The sequence below is a fragment of the Paraburkholderia graminis C4D1M genome, assembly GCF_000172415.1.
GTDB lineage: Bacteria > Pseudomonadota > Gammaproteobacteria > Burkholderiales > Burkholderiaceae > Paraburkholderia > Paraburkholderia graminis.
The window spans coordinates 51,222-68,524 of record NZ_ABLD01000012.1; the positions used below are offsets into that span (position 1 = coordinate 51,222).

The window sequence follows — 17,303 nt, forward strand, 5'->3', positions numbered from 1 at the left end:
CCTTGCGGCTCGCTAGTCACCGCCCTTGCTTCACCCGCCGCGCGCGCCGCAGTTTGCGCGGCCCTTGCTTCTGCTGACACCCTCATGAATATCGTTACGCTCAAACCGTCGAAAGAAAAATCGCTGCTGCGCCGCCATCCGTGGGTCTATGCGAACGCGATTGACCGGATCGACGGCAATCCCGCGCCGGGCGCGACCGTGCTCGTGCGCGCGCACGACGGCCGGTTTCTCGCGCGCGCCGCCTACAGCCCGCACTCGCAGATCCGCGCGCGCGTCTGGAGCTTCGACGAAAGCGAGCCGATCGACCACGCATTCTTCAAGCGCCGCGTGCAGCGCGCGCTCCTCCATCGTCAAACGATGGTGCGCGACACCGGCGCCGTGCGGCTGATTTTCGGCGAAGCGGACGGCCTGCCGGGCCTGATCGTCGATCACTACGTCGCCGAGGACGAAGGCCAGCGCAGCCAGCTCGTCTGCCAGTTCATGGCGGCGGGCGTCGAAGCGTGGAAAGAGGCGATCGTCGCCGCGCTCGTCGGCGCGACCGGCTGTCCGAACGTCTACGAACGCTCGGATGTGTCGATTCGTCAGAAGGAAGGGCTAGAACAGACGACCGGCGTGCTGGCGGGCGAAGCGCCGTCGGAAGCGCTGATCGCGAGCGAAAACGGCGTGCGTTATCACGTCGACGTGCGCAACGGCCACAAGACCGGCTTCTACGTCGACCAGCGCGATAACCGCCTGCTCGTGCAGCAGCTCGCGCAGGACCGCGACGTGTTGAACTGCTTCTGCTACACGGGCGGTTTCTCGCTGGCGGCGCTCAAAGGCGGTGCCAAGCGGGTCGTTTCAATCGATTCGTCCGGCGAGGCGCTCGCGCTCGCGCAGCAGAACGTGGCGGCGAACGGCTTTAACGCCGAGCGCGCGACCTGGCTCGACGCGGACGCCTTCAAGACGCTGCGCCGCCTCTACGACGAAGGCGAGCGTTTCGACCTGATCGTGCTCGATCCGCCGAAATTCGCGCCGTCGCGCGAGCATGTGGACCGCGCGTCGCGCGCGTACAAGGACATCAATCTGACCGGGCTGAAGCTGCTGCGCCCAGGCGGACTGCTGTTCACCTACTCGTGCTCCGGCGCGATCGATTCCGAGCTGTTTCAGAAGATCGTGGCGAGCGCGGCCGCGGACGCGCGCGTCGACGCGCGGATTCTCAAGCGTCTTGGCGCCGGGGTGGATCATCCGTTGCTCACAGCATTTCCGGAAGGCGAATACCTGAAGGGCCTGCTGTTGCAAATCGCCTGATCGCCTATAACTTCACGGTTATTTCGCAGCGGGACGCGAGCGGCGGCGGCCCGGCCGTGCCGGCTGCCAGCGCCGCGTGGGCAGATATGTTTCAATAACCGGCTAGACAGGCTGCGCGCCGCGAGGTTGCCGCGCCCGGCTCATGCACACCGCTATGCATACGCTAAGCATACGATTACGCATCGTTTCACGACTCTATAGGCGAACAACATGATCCCAGTCACCATCCTGACCGGCTTTCTCGGCAGCGGCAAAACTACCCTGCTCAAGCGCATCCTGAACGAAAAGCACGGCATGAAGATCGCCGTGATCGAGAACGAGTTCGGCGAAGAGAACATCGACAACGAGATTCTCGTGCAGGACACGAGCGAGCAGATCATCCAGATGAGCAACGGCTGCATCTGCTGCACGATCCGCGGCGACCTTTCGCGCGTGCTGGGCGATCTTGCGGCGCAGAAGCAGTCGGGCAAACTGGACTTCGACCGCGTGGTGATCGAAACCACCGGCCTCGCGAATCCCGGCCCCGTCGCCCAGACCTTCTTCATGGATGACCAGATCGCCAGCGAATTCCTGCTCGACGCGATCATCACGCTGGTCGACGCCAAGCACGCGAATCATCAACTGGACGAGCACGAAGTCGTGCAGCGCCAGGTCGGTTTCGCCGATCGCCTGTTCATCACGAAGGCCGATCTCGTCGACGAAGCGCAACTGGGCGATCTGCGCCACCGTCTGCTGCATATGAATCCGAAGGCGGCGATCAAGGTCGTCAATTTCGGCGACGCGGACATCAAGGAAATCTTCGACCTGCGCGGCTTCAATCTGAATTCGAAGCTCGAGATCGATCCGGACTTCCTCGTCGAGGACGAACACGCGCATAACCACGCGCACGCCCACGACGAGCACGGCCACACGCACGGCCACGATCACGATCACGACCACGCAAATTGCGATCATGACCACGGCCATTGCGATCACGAAGGCCATGAAGGCCACGATCATGCGCATCGCCATCACGCGCATCACGACGACAAGATCAAGTCGTTCGTGTACCGCAACGATCGTCCGTTCGATCCGAACAAGCTCGAAGACTTTCTCGGCGGCATCCTGCAGATTTACGGCGAGCGCCTGCTGCGTTACAAGGGCGTGCTGTACATGAAGGGCGTCGACCGCAAAGTCGTGTTCCAGGGCGTGCATCAGATGATGGGCAGCGACCTCGCGGCCAAATGGCAGCCGGCCGAGAAAAAGACCAACAAGATGGTGTTTATCGGCATCGAATTGCCGCAAGACCTGATTACCGACGGCCTCGACGCCTGCCTCGCCTGAGCGTCGCGCCTGGCAAAAGCGTATTGGTCTGCTGTTACTCGGGGCGCGGGGGCCAAATGGCCCTCGCGAAATGTGCGGTGGCGCACATGTATGAAAAACGCGTGAAAACCCTGCTGTATTAGTGGACGCTCAACCATCGCTTTTTGACCGTTCGCGCGTTATATTTTCGGGATACCAGTGCGCCGCCGAGGGATTTCCACCAGTTGCGGCGCCGGATTGTGATTCAGTTACAATACGTGCCCACTGGAGAATGAGAACGATTTGCCCGGTCAGTGCGCGGTGATTACATATTGCGCAGTGGGGCGCACCGGGCTTGTAGCGGCGCCGGAAAATCTTGTCCGGGGAACTCGCCGACAATACCCGCCGCAGCAGCCCGAGGAGGCTCGCTGCCCGGGAGCAAATACCTCAGGAGCATTTGAGAACCGGTTTCCAGAGGAGTTCGGCCCCGCATTGGCGTTGCGACGCCCGAGGTGGGCGTGAGGCGCTTCGGCGTCACGACAGTTCATCGTCCGTGTCAGCTTGTGCTCAACGTCCCAGGCGCCTTGCGGGCAATACGAAAGTGCGGGCACTATGTAAGAGTTTTGCCTCACATTGAAGAAGTAAGCCAGATGACGACGAAACGACTCTTGACCGAAGCCGAAATCCTGAAGATGAGCGACAAGGATTACATGAATGAGGATCAGCTCGCTTTCTTCAAGAACAAGCTCGAACAGCTGCAGGCGGAAATTCTCCGCAATGCCGGCCAGACGACCGAGAACCTGCGCGAAACAGTAATCGTGCCGGACCCGGCCGACCGCGCAACGATCGAGGAAGAGCATGCACTCGAGCTGCGCACGCGCGACCGCGAGCGCAAGCTGCTGAAGAAGGTGCAGCAGTCGCTCGCCCGCATCGACTCTGGCGACTACGGCTGGTGCGAAGAAACCGGTGAGCCGATCGGCATTCCGCGTCTGCTCGCGCGGCCCACGGCCACGCTGTCGCTCGAGGCGCAGGAGCGCCGCGAACTGCGCCAGAAGCTGTTCGGCGACTGAACGCCGGCGGCGCGGCTTCGGCGCCGCGCCCACAAACGCTGCTTCGTCGAGAGGCGCACGGTGATCCGTGCGCCTTTTTTCTTTTGTCCTATCCCATTTGCCGGCTCTTGATATGCCCGCGCGCGCCCTAAAATAAATCCGACATGCGCTGCACTAGCGCGCGAGGCGGCTCACTTCCCGCGTCGCGCGCCGTCTGCTTCCAGGATTCATGCGGTCGCGCATCGCGCGGCCGCGTCCTACCCGCTTTGCAAAGAGGAACGCATATGGAGCAATTTCACGGCACGACGATCGTCTCCGTGCGCCGCGGCGACAAGGTCGCGCTCGGCGGCGACGGCCAGGTGACGCTCGGCAACATCGTCATGAAAGGCGGTGCGAAGAAGGTCAGGCGCATTTACAACGGCAAGGTGCTGGTCGGTTTCGCGGGCGGCACGGCCGACGCGTTTTCGCTGCTCGACCGCTTCGAGGCGAAGCTGGAAAAGCATCAGGGCAATCTCACGCGCGCCGCGGTCGAACTCGCGAAAGACTGGCGCACGGACCGCATGCTGCGCCGTCTCGAAGCCATGCTGATCGCCGCCGACGCAACCACCACACTCGTCATCACCGGTAACGGCGACGTGCTCGATCCGGAAGGCGGCATTTGCGCGATCGGTTCGGGCGGCGCGTATGCGCAGGCCGCCGCGAAAGCCCTCGCGGACAACACCGAGTTGTCGCCGCGCGAAATCGTGGAGAAGTCGCTGGAGATTGCCGGCGACATGTGCATCTACACGAACCACAACCGCGTCATCGAGACGATCGAGTAAGGACCCACGATGAGCACCATGACCCCTGCCGAGATCGTCTCGGAACTCGACAAACACATCATCGGCCAAGGCCGCGCGAAGAAAGCGGTAGCGGTCGCGCTGCGCAATCGCTGGCGTCGTCAGCAGGTCGACGACCCGCTGCGTCAGGAAATCACGCCGAAAAACATTCTGATGATCGGACCGACCGGCGTCGGCAAAACCGAAATCGCGCGGCGCCTCGCCAAGCTCGCCGACGCGCCGTTCATCAAGATCGAAGCCACCAAGTTCACCGAAGTGGGCTACGTGGGCCGCGACGTCGACAGCATCGTGCGCGATCTGATCGAGATTTCGGTCAAGCAGACGCGCGAATCGGAAATGCGCAAAGTGCGAACCAAAGCCGAAGATCAGGCCGAAGACCGCATTCTCGACATTCTGTTGCCGAGCGCGCGTCCGGTCGGTTTCGGTTCCAGTTCGAGCACGATCGACACGGCCGACGAAGGCGGCACCACGCGCCAGACTTTCCGCAAGCGTCTGCGCGAAGGCCTGCTTGACGACAAGGAAATCGAGCTCGACGTCGAGCAGCCGCAAGTCGGCATGGACATCATGGGGCCGCCGGGCATGGAAGACATGACCGAGCAGATCCGTTCGATGTTCGCGAACATCGGCGGCGGCAAGAAAACGCGCCGCAAGATGAAGGTGAAGGAAGCGCTGAAGGTTCTCACCGACGAAGAAGCCGGCAAGATGCTCAACGACGAAGAGGTGAAAACCAAAGCCGTGCAGAACGTCGAGCAGAACGGCATTGTGTTCCTCGACGAAATCGACAAGATCGCGTCGCGCAACGAAGCCGGCGGCGGTGAAGTGTCGCGTCAAGGCGTGCAGCGCGATCTGCTGCCGCTCGTCGAAGGCACCACGATCAACACCAAGTACGGCATGGTGAAGACGGATCACATTCTGTTCATCGCGAGCGGTGCGTTTCATCTCGCGAAGCCGAGCGATCTGATTCCCGAACTGCAAGGGCGTTTTCCGATTCGTGTCGAGCTCGATTCGCTGTCGGTGAACGACTTCGAGTCGATCCTCGTGTCGACGGATGCGAGCCTCGTCAAGCAATACCAGGCACTACTGGCAACCGAAGACGTGCATCTGGAATTCGCCGACGACGGCATTCGCCGTCTCGCGGAAATCGCTTATTCGGTGAACGAAAAGACGGAGAACATCGGTGCGCGCCGTCTTTACACGGTCATCGAAAAGCTGCTGGAGGAAGTGTCGTTCGCTGCCGGCAATCACTCGGGACGCACGGTGCAGATCGACGCGGCGTATGTGGATCGCGCGCTGAACGAAGTCGCCGAAGACGAAGACCTGTCGCGCTACGTGCTGTGATGTAACGCGGAAGCGACGAAGCAAAACGGGCCGCCTGTAGAAAGGGCGGCCCGTTTTCTTTGCGCCACATCAAACGATGCGGCGATGAAGGCAACTTACTGCTTGACGGGCCGCTTCGCGAGTTTGCGCTGCAAGGTCCGGCGATGCATGTTCAACGCTCGCGCCGTCGCCGAAATATTGCCGCCGTGCTCGGCCAGCACGCGCTGAATATGCTCCCATTCGAGACGCGCAACGGAGAGCGGCGTGGGATGCTCGATCGCCTCTTCCGCCTGCAACGCACTCGCCTCGCTTTGCAGCGCCGAGAGAATGGTTTCGACGTTCGCAGGCTTAGCCAAGTAGTTGTCCGCGCCGTCTTTCACCGCTTGAACCGCGGTAGCAATGCTCGCGTAACCGGTCAGCACGAGCATGCGCGCGTCGGGTTGCAGATCGCGCAACGGCGCGACGAGCGTGAGGCCCGAGTCGTTGCCAAGATGCAGATCCACTGTGATCTGACTGAACTTCTGCTGGTTCGCCAGCCTGATCGCTTCGTCCGCGTTGTGGGCTTCGCTCACCGTATAGCCGCGCCGCGTCAAACCGCGCGCGAGGATACCGGAGAACACTTCGTCGTCGTCGATCACCAGAAAATTCATCTCGCTCATGCCTGTTTCTCCGTGTTGGATGGCGCGGCGCCTTGGCGGCCCGGGCCGGAACTTTTGCGACCGGTGAGCGGCAGCCGCAAGACTGCGCGCGTGCCACGCGGTTGGGTCGCATTGACGTCCGTCAATTCAATCGATCCTTTCAGGCGCGCCGCCGCCGAAAACGCCAGGTACAGGCCGACGCCGTGCCCGCCTTGCGTGCTGTCCACCGGCATCGCTCCGAGTGAGCCGCGCAGCGCAGCCGGAATGCCGGGGCCCGCGTCGCAGACTTCGAATTCGATCTGATCGCCGCGCGCCGTGAGCCGGCACGACAGCGTGACGTGATCGCGGCTCGCGCGCGCGGCGTTGTCGAGCAGAATCGTCAGAATCTGGCTGACGGCTACCGTGTCGTCGAGACTGACATCCGCGGGCGGAGCGCCAAGCCGCTCGAACTTCACATGCGGATGGCGCAAGCGCCATTGCTCGGCGAACGATCCGAGCCACTCGTCGACCGGCTGGCGATTCGTGGCGGTGGTTGCACGGCTCCTCAACCTCGCGAGCGCGGATGTGCACAAGCTCATCTGCTGTTCGAGCAGTTCGAGATCGGCGCTGTACGGCGCGAGCCCTTTGTCGGTACGCGCCGCGTCGCGCAATTCTTCGGACAGCATTGCAATTGTAGACAGAGGCGTGCCGATTTCGTGAGCGACGGTAGCGGCCTGGACACCGAGCGCGACCGCGCGTTCGTCCTGGAGCAAGCGCTGCTGCGCTTCTCCGAGCGCTGCGTCACGTAGCCGCAGGGCTCGCGACATGCGCGCGACGAACCACGCGATCAGCCCGACGCTCACCATGAAGTTGACCCACATGCCGGCACGGTAGTAGTCGAACAGGTTGGCCGGGTTGTCGAGATTCAGCGGCACCGAATCGAAGCCGAGGACTGCATAGCAGGCCACGGCAAACGCGGCGAGCCACGCCATCAGTCGCCAGGGCAGCACGGCCGCCGCGATGGCAAGCGACGGCAGGTACAGCGAGACAAAGGGATTGGTCGTGCCGCCGGACAGAAACAGCAACGCGGACAACGCGCCGAGATCGACCCAGATCTGGCCGAACAGCTCCATGTTCGACTCGGGCCGCTGCTGCGTGACGCGCCACCATGTGAGTGCGTTAAAGATCACCTCGAGCGCGATGACGAGCAGCATGGCAGGCAACGGCAAATGCACGCCGATGAAGATCTGCACGAACGCGATGGTCAGCAACTGCCCGATGATCGCAAGGCTGCGCAGCCAGAACAGATGGCCGAGATTGACGCGGCCGGTGTTGGTTATACGATGCATGACTTCAGTTCACTTTACCCGTTCGGACGCTTCCCAATAGTGCCGCCGCAGCCCGGTGATACTATAGCTTTCTCTGTTAGCGCCTCGCGCCGATCTCTCGGCCGCAATCCTCATGGTCGACTCCGACATCCCGTCAGCTTTCCTTAATTTTATGCAGCAAGCCGCCGCGGCGCGTGTGAGCGGCGCGGTTGAGCCGGAAGCACAAGCGCTTCGCGCGGCAGCGCAGCTTCATCCGCTGGACGAGGACTCGCTGACCTCGCTCACTCAGAATCTGATCGAGCAACAACGCCTGGGCGATGCGATCGAACTGGCCTCCATTATTGCCCAACTGGATAGCGGCAACGCGCGTGCGCACTTCCGTCTCGGTTACGCGCTTCAGGTCGCGGACCGGCACGGCGAGGCGGTCGCTCCCTACCGCCGCGCGCTCGCACTCGAACCCACGTTGCCGTCGCTACGCAGCAACCTCGCTGGCGCGCTTTCGCTGTCGAATGGCGACCTTCGCGAGCAAACTGCGCTTCTTGAACAAGCCGTGCTCGCACATCCCGACGATGGAAACGCCTGGACCAATCTTGCAAACGCTTATCGCCAGAACCTGGATTTGTCGGGCTCGCTCGAAGCCGGCGAGCGAGCGGTTCAGTGCGCGCCGTCCAGTGCGCTCGCCCACAACAACTATGCGCTGGCGCTAAGAGAGGCACAACGTTGGGACGCGGCTTTGCAGGCCGCCGAAACAGCGTGCACACTCGCGCCCGACCACGCGGGTATGCGTTCGAATCTGTCGATGCTGCAACTGATGCGCGGCGACTACGCGAACGGCTGGCTCTCGCATGAGGCGCGCTGGAGCGGCTCGTCGGAGCTGCGCGGCAATCGTCCCGCCTTCCCGGCGCCGACCTGGAAGGGCGAGCCGCTCGCCGGCAAAACATTGCTCGTATGGGGCGAGCAGGGCATGGGCGATCTGCTGCAATTCTGCCGGTACATTCCAATGCTGGCCGAGTACGTGCATCGCGAAGGCGGCCGTCTCGTGTGGAACTCGTTCCCGCAGATGGGCGGCTTGATGGCACGCAGTCTGGCCGCTCATGTCGATCAGTTTTCGGCGGGCGGCGGCGTGGAATCGCTGCCGCCCTTCGACTTCGAGATTCCATTGCTGAGCCTGCCGCTGGTCTTCGGCACGAGCGAGGCGACCATCCCGTCACGCGGGCCTTATCTTCACGCGGACGCCGCTGCTCTCGAGTGCTGGCGTCAACGGCTCGCCGGCGAGCCGAGGCTCAAGGTCGGACTCGCGTGGACGGGCAGCCACGGGCATCAACGCAATCCGTTTCGGCGTGTCGGCTGGGAACGCTATGCGGAGCACTTTGCGGGCATGCGCAATGTGGCGTTCTACTCGCTGCAACCGGGCGCGAGCGCCGACGTGAATGCAGCCGCGGCCGCCGGCCTGCCGATCACCGACTACACCGCCGAATTCGCCACCTTCGACGACACCGCCGCGTTCGTCGGCGCGCTCGATCTCGTCATTACCGTTTGCACGTCGGCCGCGCATCTGAGCGGCGCACTCGGGCAACGCACGTGGGTGCTGCTCGACGTCAACCCGCACTGGGTCTGGCTGATCGATCGATGCGACAGCCCGTGGTATCCGAGCGCGACGCTGTACCGGCAACCGAGCTTCGGCGAGTGGACGCCGGCGCTTGACGCCGTCGCCCGCGATCTGGAAGCGCTCGCGGCACAGCACGTCGCCGTACAACGCTAAGCGCTAAAGCGAGGAGCGAGCGTGACCGTGACCCTGACCGCCCATAGCAGACGCGTTCACGGCACGTCCGCACCGGGCTCCGGCTGAGCCGTCCGCGCGATTTCCGCAGCGAGGCATTCGGGGCAAAGGCAACGGCCGGCGGGGTCCAGCCGCTCGCGCGGCAGTGCCGGCATCTCGCGGCACCAGCAGTCGAAAGGCTCTGCGTGCATCGCGCAATCGAACGCGTTGCCGCAGCGCGGGCAGCGCGCGCTGCCTGGTGGGCGGGAAACAGACGGTTTCATGACAGGCGGACGGTCTCGCGGGCATCGACAGGGAAATGATGCCACGGCTTGCGTCCTACCGTGAGTCGTCCATTCGGCTAGTTCACAGGCACACGGAAGACGCGCTACGCTTGACTCCGAGTTGCCGCTGCAAAGCACGGTTTCATAGCACGCAAACGCGGCGTTGCACGCCGCCGCCGCACGCGTCGAAAACCCTGTTGCAGCGCGCCAGTCCTGTACAATTCGCCCTGTTTTAACTGTTCCGTGCCCGAGCCTGCCGCCATGTCCGAGCTTCCCGACCTTTCGCAGATTGCGCCCACCCTGAAGGCTGAAATCCTGGCCGAGGCGCTGCCCTACATTCGCCAGTATCACGGTAAGACCGTGGTCATCAAATACGGCGGCAACGCCATGACGGAGGAGCGGCTGAAGCAGGGCTTCGCGCGCGACGTCATTCTGCTGAAGCTGGTCGGCATTAACCCGGTCATCGTGCACGGCGGCGGTCCGCAAATCGACCACGCGCTGAAGAAGGTCGGCAAGCAGGGCACGTTCATTCAAGGCATGCGCGTGACCGACGAAGAGACGATGGAAGTCGTCGAATGGGTGCTCGGCGGCGAAGTGCAGCAGGACATCGTCACGCTGATCAATCACTTCGGCGGTCACGCGGTCGGTCTGACGGGCAAGGACGGCGGCTTGATCCACGCGCGCAAGATGCTGATGCCGGACCGCGACAATCCCGGCCAGTACGTCGACATCGGCCAGGTCGGCGAGGTCGAGGCGATCAATCCGGCCGTGGTGAAGGCGCTGCAAGACGACGCGTTCATTCCCGTCATCTCGCCGATCGGCTTCGGCGAAGACGGGCTGTCGTACAACATCAACGCCGATCTCGTCGCGGGCAAACTGGCGGTCGTGCTGAACGCCGAGAAGCTCGTGATGATGACGAACATCCCCGGCGTGATGGACAAGGAAGGCAATCTGCTGACCGATCTGTCCGCGCGCGAAATCGACGGGCTCTTCGCCGACGGCACGATCTCGGGCGGCATGCTGCCCAAGATTTCGTCGGCGCTGGATGCCGCGAAGAGCGGCGTGCGCTCGGTGCACATCATCGACGGGCGTATCGAACATTCGGTGCTGCTCGAAATTCTCACCGAACAGCCGTTCGGCACGATGATCCGCTCGCATTGATGCCTGCGTCACACCGGGCACACGGGGCGCGCCGCTGCACCGCGCCTCGTGTGTCCATCACGCCGCTAGCCGCAGCGCCCGGCGCCTGAACAGCACTCTTCCCATGCGCACTCCGACTTCCCGGCGCCGTCGTCCGCAGATCGCAAGTGGCGGTCCGGTCTGGCTGTTCGATCTCGACAATACGCTGCATCACGCGTCGCACGCGATTTTTCCCGCCATCAATCAGGCGATGACGCAGTACATCATCGACGCGCTGCAAGTCGAGCTCGACGAAGCGAACCGCCTGCGCACCGGCTACACGCAACGTTACGGCGCGGCGCTGCTGGGCCTCACGCGCCATCATCCGCTCGATGCAAACGACTTCCTGAAGGTCGTCCACACGTTCCCCGATCTCGGCTCGATGATCCGCCACGAGCGAGGCGTCGCGCGTCTCGTCGCGGCGCTGCCGGGCCGCAAGATCGTGCTGACCAACGCGCCCGAAAGCTATGCGCGCGCAGTGCTCGCGCAACTGCGAATCGAGCGTCTGTTCGAGCAGGTGATCGCCATCGAGCATATGCGCGACCGGCGCCGCTGGCGCGCGAAGCCCGATCACGCAATGCTGCGCAAGGCGATGCGCGACGCGCATGTGTCGCTGAAAGACGTGATCCTCGTCGAAGACACGCGCTCGCATCTGAAGAACTATCGGCGGCTCGGCATCCGCACCGTGTGGATTACCGGCCATCTGCCGCGTAAGCCGCATATGGACGGCGTGCCCACGCGTCTGCCGGGCACCGGCCGGCCGCATTATGTCGATCGCAGCATTCGTTCGTTAAAATCGCTACGACTGAGCACCCGCTCGGTTCGATTGAAGCGCCAGCAGACGGGACGACAGCCATGCAGCCGATCGACAAGCCTGACGAAGCCCTAGCCGAACCCGACCCCGCCGCGGCGGCTGTCCCGCGAGCGCAGCGTCTGAAGCCAGGCGAGCGCCGCGTGCATATCCTGCAGACGCTCGCCGCGATGCTTGAAGCGCCGAAAAGCGAAAAGATCACCACCGCCGCCCTCGCCTCGCGGCTCGGCGTGTCGGAAGCGGCGCTTTATCGTCACTTTGCGAGCAAGGCGCAAATGTTCGAAGGACTAATCGAGTTCATCGAACAGACCATCTTCGGCCTGATCAATCAGATCGTCGACAAGGAAAACAACGGCGTACTTCAGGCGCGCGCGATCGCGTTGATGCTGCTGAATTTCTCCGCGAAAAATCCTGGCATGACGCGCGTGCTGACATGCGAGGCGCTGGTCGGCGAACATGAGCGGCTGACGATGCGCGTGAATCAGATGCTCGAGCGCGTCGAAGCTTCGCTGAAGCAATGTTTGCGCTTGGCCGCGGTGCGTGCCGATGCGTCCGCGCAAGAAGCGTCCGCGCCTCTCCCGGCGGACTACGATCCTGCGGTGCGCGCGAGTCTGCTGTTGAGCTATGTCATTGGACGCTGGCATCGCTTTGTCCGTAGCGGCTTTGTGCGCATGCCGGCCGACGACGCCGATTCGCAATTGCGAGTGATCCTTCAGTAGCGTTCTCGGGAAGCCCCGTGGGCTGTCGGCCAGACGTTGCCGCCCGGAATTTTCCGCTATACTTTGCGCCTGACTGCGGCCTTGCATTACCTGAAAGCACATGACAGGTATCGAGGGAACCGCGCTCCAGAACACACGTACTACGCGCCGATTTGCTGACTCGATTGCGGGCGCGCGAACCAGTGGAACAATTCCGCGGTTCACTATAAATGCGGCTAAAGAGGTCGTCAGCCGCGCACAAGTCGTTCTCCTCCGTGCTTTGCCGACGCCGTCTAGCCGCCCTGTCTTTGTCAAATGGCGGAATGAATGGAATCGATCGGTATCGTCGCTCCACAAAAAATGCATTTCACCGAGCCGTTGCGTCTGCAAAACGGCAGCTCGCTTGCCGGCTACGACCTGATGGTCGAGACCTACGGCACGCTCAACGCCGCGCGCAGCAATGCGGTGCTCGTGTGCCACGCGCTCAACGCGTCGCATCATGTGGCGGGCGTCTATGCGGACAATCCAAAGGACATCGGCTGGTGGGACAACATGGTCGGCCCAGGCAAACCGCTCGATACGGATAAGTTCTTCGTGATCGGCGTGAACAATCTCGGCTCGTGCTTCGGTTCGACGGGGCCCATGAGTATCGATCCGGCCACCGGCAAACCGTATGGCGCGGCCTTCCCCGTGGTGACGGTGGAAGACTGGGTCAATGCGCAGGCGCTCGTCGCGGACCGGTTCGGCATCGAGCGCTTCGCCGCGGTCATGGGCGGCAGCCTCGGCGGCATGCAGGCGCTCGCGTGGAGCATGATGTATCCGCAGCGTGTCGCGCATTGCATCGTGGTGGCGTCCACGCCGAAGCTGTCCGCGCAAAACATTGCGTTCAACGAAGTGGCGCGCTCGGCGATTCTGTCGGACCCCGACTTCCACGGCGGCAACTACTACGCGCACAACGTCAAGCCGAAGCGCGGCTTGCGCGTCGCGCGCATGATCGGCCACATCACCTATCTGTCGGACGACGACATGGCCGAGAAATTCGGCCGTTCGCTGCGACGCGCGGAAGGCGCGCTCGACGCGTACAACTTCAACTTCGACGTGGAGTTCGAAGTGGAGTCGTACCTGCGCTATCAGGGCGACAAGTTCGCCGACTACTTCGACGCGAACACGTATCTGCTGATCACGCGCGCGCTCGATTACTTCGATCCGGCGAAAGCCTTCGAAGGCGATCTGACAGCGGCCCTTGCGCACACCACAGCGAAATATCTGATTGCCAGCTTCTCAACCGACTGGCGTTTCGCGCCGGCCCGCTCGCGCGAACTCGTGAAGGCGCTGCTCGATCACAAGCGCACCGTGACGTACGCGGAAATCGACGCGCCGCACGGCCACGACGCCTTCCTGCTCGACGACGCGCGCTATCACAACCTGATGCGCGCCTACTACGAACGCATTGCGAACGAGGTGAACGCATGAACCAGCGAGCACTCGATTATCTGGCGCTGCGCCCGGACTTCCGCGCGATCGCCCGCTGGGTCGAACCGCGCGCCACGGTGCTGGACCTGGGTTGCGGCGACGGCTCGCTGCTGTCGCTGCTCACCGAGGAACTGGACGTGCAAGGCTACGGCATCGAAATCAACGACGCGGGCGTGCTGGCCGCGACGCAAAACGGCGTCAACGTGATCCAGCAGAATCTCGAAGACGGCCTGCGTCTTTTCGAAGACGGCAGCTTCGATTTCGCGGTTTTGTCGCAGACGCTGCAAACCATTCATCAGACCGCGGCGATTTTGCGGGAAACCGTGCGCGTCGGTCGCGAATGCATCGTGTCGTTTCCGAACTTCGGCTATTGGGCGCATCGGCTTTCCGTAGTTCGGGGACGCATGCCGGTGTCGAAGTCGCTGCCCTATCAATGGCACAACACGCCGAACGTGCGCGTGCTGACCATCAAGGACTTCGAGGCGCTCGCGCCCGAAGTCGGCATCGAAATTCTCGACCGTGTCGTGCTGCACGACGGTCAGACGGTGCGGTGGGGCGTGAACTGGCGTGGTAGTCTTGCGGTCTATCGCGTCAAGAAAAGCTAACGCAAGCTATCCACATGTCGAACCCGCCGCACGAGGCGCCTGCACTTACCGCTCACGAAGAACATCCCGGCTGGCGCGCGTTTTTTAATACGCGCATGCTGATCTGCGTCTTTCTCGGCTTTACGTCGGGATTGCCGCTGTTCACGCTCGTCTATCTGGTGCAGGCATGGTTGCGCTCCGAAGGCGTCAATCTGAAGGAGATTGGCCTTTTTGCGCTGATCCAGTTTCCCTATACCTGGAAGTTCATCTGGGCGCCGCTGATGGATCGCTACGTCCCGCGCTTTCCGGGCTGGCGTCCCGGCAGACGGCGGGGCTGGATGCTCGTCACGCAGATTCTGGTCGCGGGCGCTATCGGCACGCTTGGGTTCGTGTCGCCGCGCGACGCGATCTGGACCGTCGCGGCATTGACGGCGCTCGTCGCGTTTTTCGGCGCAAGCCAGGACATTTCAATCGATGCCTACCGGCGCGAGTTGCTAAGCGACACGCAACAGGGTCTCGGCAATGCGGTGCACGTCAATGCCTACAAGATCGCGGCACTGGTGCCGGGTTCGCTGGCGCTGATTCTGTCAGATCATTTGCCGTGGACTACCGTGTTCATCGTGACCGCTGCGTTCATGGTGCCCGGCATGGTGATGACGCTTGTCGTACGCGAGCCCGAAGTGCACGGCACGCCGCCCAAGAATTTGCGCGACGCGATCGTGCAGCCGTTCCGCGAATTCGTCGAGCGCGATGGCTGGCGCGGCGCGCTGTTCGTGCTCGGCTTCATCTTTCTGTACAAGCTCGGCGACACGATGGCGACGACGTTGTCCACGTCGTTCTTTCTCGACATCGGTTTCTCGCGCACGCAGATCGGCGTGATCGCGAAAACGACGGCGTTTGGCGCGAGTCTCGCGGGCGGAATTGTCGGCGGCATCTGGCTGATGAAGATCGGCATCGGCCGCGGCTTGTGGATCTTCGGCATCCTGCAGATGGTGTCGACGCTCGGCTTTGCCTGGCTCGCGCATCTCGGACCGGCATCGCCTGGCTTGACGGCGATTTACGACATCGCCGTGTGGACCAGCGAAGGCACGACGAAGCTGCTGTCGTGGGTCGGCATCGACTGGTCGGTGCAACTCGAACCGCGCTCGGTCGCGCTCGCGCTCGTCTACGGTTTCGAAACTTTCTCCACCGGTCTGACGATGGCGGCCTTCACCGCGTACATCGCCAGCACGACCGATCCACGCTATACGGCCACGCAGTTTGCGCTCTTTACGAGCCTCGCTTCGGTGCCGCGCACGTTGGCGTCGGCGGCGAGCGGCTATGTGGTCGCGAAGATCGGCTGGTTCGACTACTTCATTGTCTGTACCGCGTTGGCTGTGCCGGGCATGCTGCTTCTGTTGCGCATCGCGCCGTGGAGAGTGCGGTCGTGAAGGTGCTTTTCGCAAAACAGCCATTGCGCTTCGGTGCAAGTCGCGGCGTCGCGTTGCGCGATGCTGGCCGTGGTGCGCTTCGCGCAGCGTTGTGGGTCGGCTGTTCGGGGTTTGTGAGTTTGATCGCGCCGTCCGCTGCTGTTTACGCAGCCACTGGAGCGCCGGCCGCCGCCGCGCCGACCACCGCTGCACCGCCCGCCGCTAACAGCGCCGCGACCGGCACGGCGCTCAACGCTGCAACGGCTGCTGCGCCGCAACCGCCCGCGCCCGCGGCCAAATCCGCGGCGGCGGCCACGAACGCCGAAAGCGCGCCGATTGCACCGCCGGCCGCGAACAGCGCGACGAGTTCCGGCAACGCGCCGCCAGGGCCAACCGCTCAACCATCCCCGAGCGCGAAAGCCGCGGCGCCGACGTCATCGCCCGCTGGCGCTGCAAAGCCGGCTGCGTCGTACGGCCCGAGCAACCAGTTGCGTTACGGCGGCTATCTGGTGTTCCGCAACCTGATTCCGTCGCCGATGCTCGAGGCGCAAGCCGCCGAAGAGTTCAGCCAGATCGCGTACGGCGCCGAGCACGCCAACCGTCTGTACGGCGACGCCGATGCACACGTCACGCGCGTGCGCTCGATCGTCGACAAGATGGTTCCGTACTCGCTCAAATGGAACGAGCGGGCGAAAGGCTGGAAGTGGGACGTCGCCGTCGTGCGTTCGCCCGACATTCGCATGTACTGCCTGCCGGGCGGCAAGATCGTCGTGTACGGCGGGCTGCTCGACCGCGCGCATCTGAATGACAACGAGCTCGGTATGCTGATTGGCCATGAGATCGCGCATGCGCTGCGTGAACATGCGCGTGAGCGGCTCGGTCAGTTGCAGGCAAGCCAATTGGATTCGTCGGGCACGATCCCGCAGCTCTTCGGTCTCGCGGACCTGGGCGCGGCGCCGCTCGGCATCGGTTCGCGCCTGCTCGAAATGAAGTACGAAAACACGGACGAAACCGAAGCCGACGTGATCGGCAGCGACATCGCCTCTCGTGCGGGCTTCGATCCGCGCGCGGCAGTCACGCTGTGGGACAAGCTCGCGCAGGCCACGCGCAGCAATCGCGAGCAGGGCTTTATCTACGTGCATCCGTACTCGCCCGCGCGCCGCCAGGACATCGTCAAGCGTCTGCCGGACATGCTGCCGCTTTATGCCAAGGCCATCGGCAAAACCGTGGATGCGCTGCCGGACTATGCGGGCATGGGCCGTCCGCGCCGCAAACTGGCGCGCGATTAACGGGCGTCACGCTTCACGCCTCCGCGATCTCGAGCGGGCGTCTTGCGGACGCCGCTCAAGCGCTCTTACCGACGCGGCGCTTCAACTCAAGGCCGCCGC

The 17,303-nt window shown here is 63.2% G+C and carries 16 protein-coding genes; 13 read left to right on the top strand and 3 right to left on the bottom strand.

From position 1 onward, the window contains the following. The first annotated feature begins 84 nt into the window (after positions 1–84). The 5 genes from BGRAMDRAFT_RS19410 (at position 85) to hslU (ending at position 5,794) form a co-directional block, all read left to right on the top strand. Positions 85–1,287, top strand: coding sequence for a class I SAM-dependent rRNA methyltransferase (locus BGRAMDRAFT_RS19410; RefSeq protein ID WP_006050514.1), 1,203 nt, complete (start codon positions 85–87; stop codon positions 1,285–1,287). Positions 1,288–1,497: 210 nt separating this feature from the next. Continuing rightward, a complete protein-coding gene (locus tag BGRAMDRAFT_RS19415; protein ID WP_006050515.1) occupies positions 1,498–2,610 on the top strand; it encodes a CobW family GTP-binding protein in 1,113 nt (370 codons plus the stop codon). A 608-nt stretch (positions 2,611–3,218) separates the two neighbouring features. Beyond that, entirely contained in the window at positions 3,219–3,638 is a 420-nt protein-coding gene (dksA, locus tag BGRAMDRAFT_RS19425) for an RNA polymerase-binding protein DksA (protein ID WP_006050516.1), read from the top strand. A gap of 263 nt (positions 3,639–3,901) precedes the next feature. Next, positions 3,902–4,438 (top strand): ATP-dependent protease subunit HslV, encoded by a 537-nt coding sequence (hslV, locus tag BGRAMDRAFT_RS19430; RefSeq protein ID WP_006050517.1) that lies wholly within the window; start codon positions 3,902–3,904, stop codon positions 4,436–4,438. A 9-nt stretch (positions 4,439–4,447) separates the two neighbouring features. Then, positions 4,448–5,794 carry an ATP-dependent protease ATPase subunit HslU gene (gene hslU / locus BGRAMDRAFT_RS19435; RefSeq protein ID WP_006050518.1) on the top strand — a complete coding sequence of 449 codons (1,347 nt, stop codon included), beginning with the start codon at positions 4,448–4,450 and terminating at the stop codon, positions 5,792–5,794. A 95-nt stretch (positions 5,795–5,889) separates the two neighbouring features. Here hslU and BGRAMDRAFT_RS19440 read toward each other — a convergent pair whose 3' ends face one another. After that, entirely contained in the window at positions 5,890–6,432 is a 543-nt protein-coding gene (locus tag BGRAMDRAFT_RS19440; RefSeq protein ID WP_006050519.1) for a response regulator transcription factor, read from the bottom strand. Then, positions 6,429–7,739 (bottom strand): ATP-binding protein, encoded by a 1,311-nt coding sequence (locus BGRAMDRAFT_RS19445; protein WP_006050520.1) that lies wholly within the window; start codon positions 7,737–7,739, stop codon positions 6,429–6,431. Before BGRAMDRAFT_RS19445 ends, BGRAMDRAFT_RS19440 begins: the two co-directional genes overlap by 4 nt. Positions 7,740–7,851: 112 nt before the next feature. On the opposite strand from BGRAMDRAFT_RS19445, the gene BGRAMDRAFT_RS19450 reads away from it, so the two are divergent. Continuing rightward, positions 7,852–9,480 (top strand): tetratricopeptide repeat protein, encoded by a 1,629-nt coding sequence (locus BGRAMDRAFT_RS19450; RefSeq protein ID WP_006050521.1) that lies wholly within the window; start codon positions 7,852–7,854, stop codon positions 9,478–9,480. Between the two features lie 56 nt (positions 9,481–9,536). On the opposite strand, the gene BGRAMDRAFT_RS33730 is transcribed toward BGRAMDRAFT_RS19450, so the two are convergent. Next, positions 9,537–9,761 (bottom strand): cysteine-rich CWC family protein, encoded by a 225-nt coding sequence (locus BGRAMDRAFT_RS33730; RefSeq protein ID WP_081653027.1) that lies wholly within the window; start codon positions 9,759–9,761, stop codon positions 9,537–9,539. A gap of 261 nt (positions 9,762–10,022) precedes the next feature. Between BGRAMDRAFT_RS33730 and argB the strand changes: the two genes are divergently transcribed. From argB to BGRAMDRAFT_RS35015, 7 genes are all read left to right on the top strand, one after another. After that, positions 10,023–10,922, top strand: coding sequence for an acetylglutamate kinase (argB, locus tag BGRAMDRAFT_RS19455; RefSeq protein WP_006050522.1), 900 nt, complete (start codon positions 10,023–10,025; stop codon positions 10,920–10,922). Positions 10,923–11,025: 103 nt separating this feature from the next. Continuing rightward, positions 11,026–11,829 (top strand): pyrimidine 5'-nucleotidase, encoded by an 804-nt coding sequence (locus tag BGRAMDRAFT_RS19460; RefSeq protein WP_006050523.1) that lies wholly within the window; start codon positions 11,026–11,028, stop codon positions 11,827–11,829. Then, positions 11,796–12,470, top strand: coding sequence for a nucleoid occlusion factor SlmA (gene slmA, locus BGRAMDRAFT_RS19465; RefSeq protein WP_006050524.1), 675 nt, complete (start codon positions 11,796–11,798; stop codon positions 12,468–12,470). The genes BGRAMDRAFT_RS19460 and slmA overlap by 34 nt, the downstream gene beginning before the upstream one ends. A gap of 306 nt (positions 12,471–12,776) precedes the next feature. Then, complete coding sequence (metX, locus tag BGRAMDRAFT_RS19470; protein ID WP_006050525.1) at positions 12,777–13,922, top strand: homoserine O-succinyltransferase MetX; 1,146 nt, start codon at positions 12,777–12,779, stop codon at positions 13,920–13,922. After that, entirely contained in the window at positions 13,919–14,527 is a 609-nt protein-coding gene (metW, locus tag BGRAMDRAFT_RS19475; protein ID WP_006050526.1) for a methionine biosynthesis protein MetW, read from the top strand. The genes metX and metW overlap by 4 nt, the downstream gene beginning before the upstream one ends. Positions 14,528–14,541: 14 nt before the next feature. Further along, positions 14,542–15,936, top strand: a complete 1,395-nt coding sequence (locus tag BGRAMDRAFT_RS19480; protein WP_006050527.1) for an AmpG family muropeptide MFS transporter — start codon at positions 14,542–14,544, stop codon at positions 15,934–15,936. Further along, positions 15,933–17,204 carry a M48 family metallopeptidase gene (locus BGRAMDRAFT_RS35015; protein ID WP_006050528.1) on the top strand — a complete coding sequence of 424 codons (1,272 nt, stop codon included), beginning with the start codon at positions 15,933–15,935 and terminating at the stop codon, positions 17,202–17,204. Before BGRAMDRAFT_RS19480 ends, BGRAMDRAFT_RS35015 begins: the two co-directional genes overlap by 4 nt. Positions 17,205–17,303 lie beyond the last annotated feature (99 nt).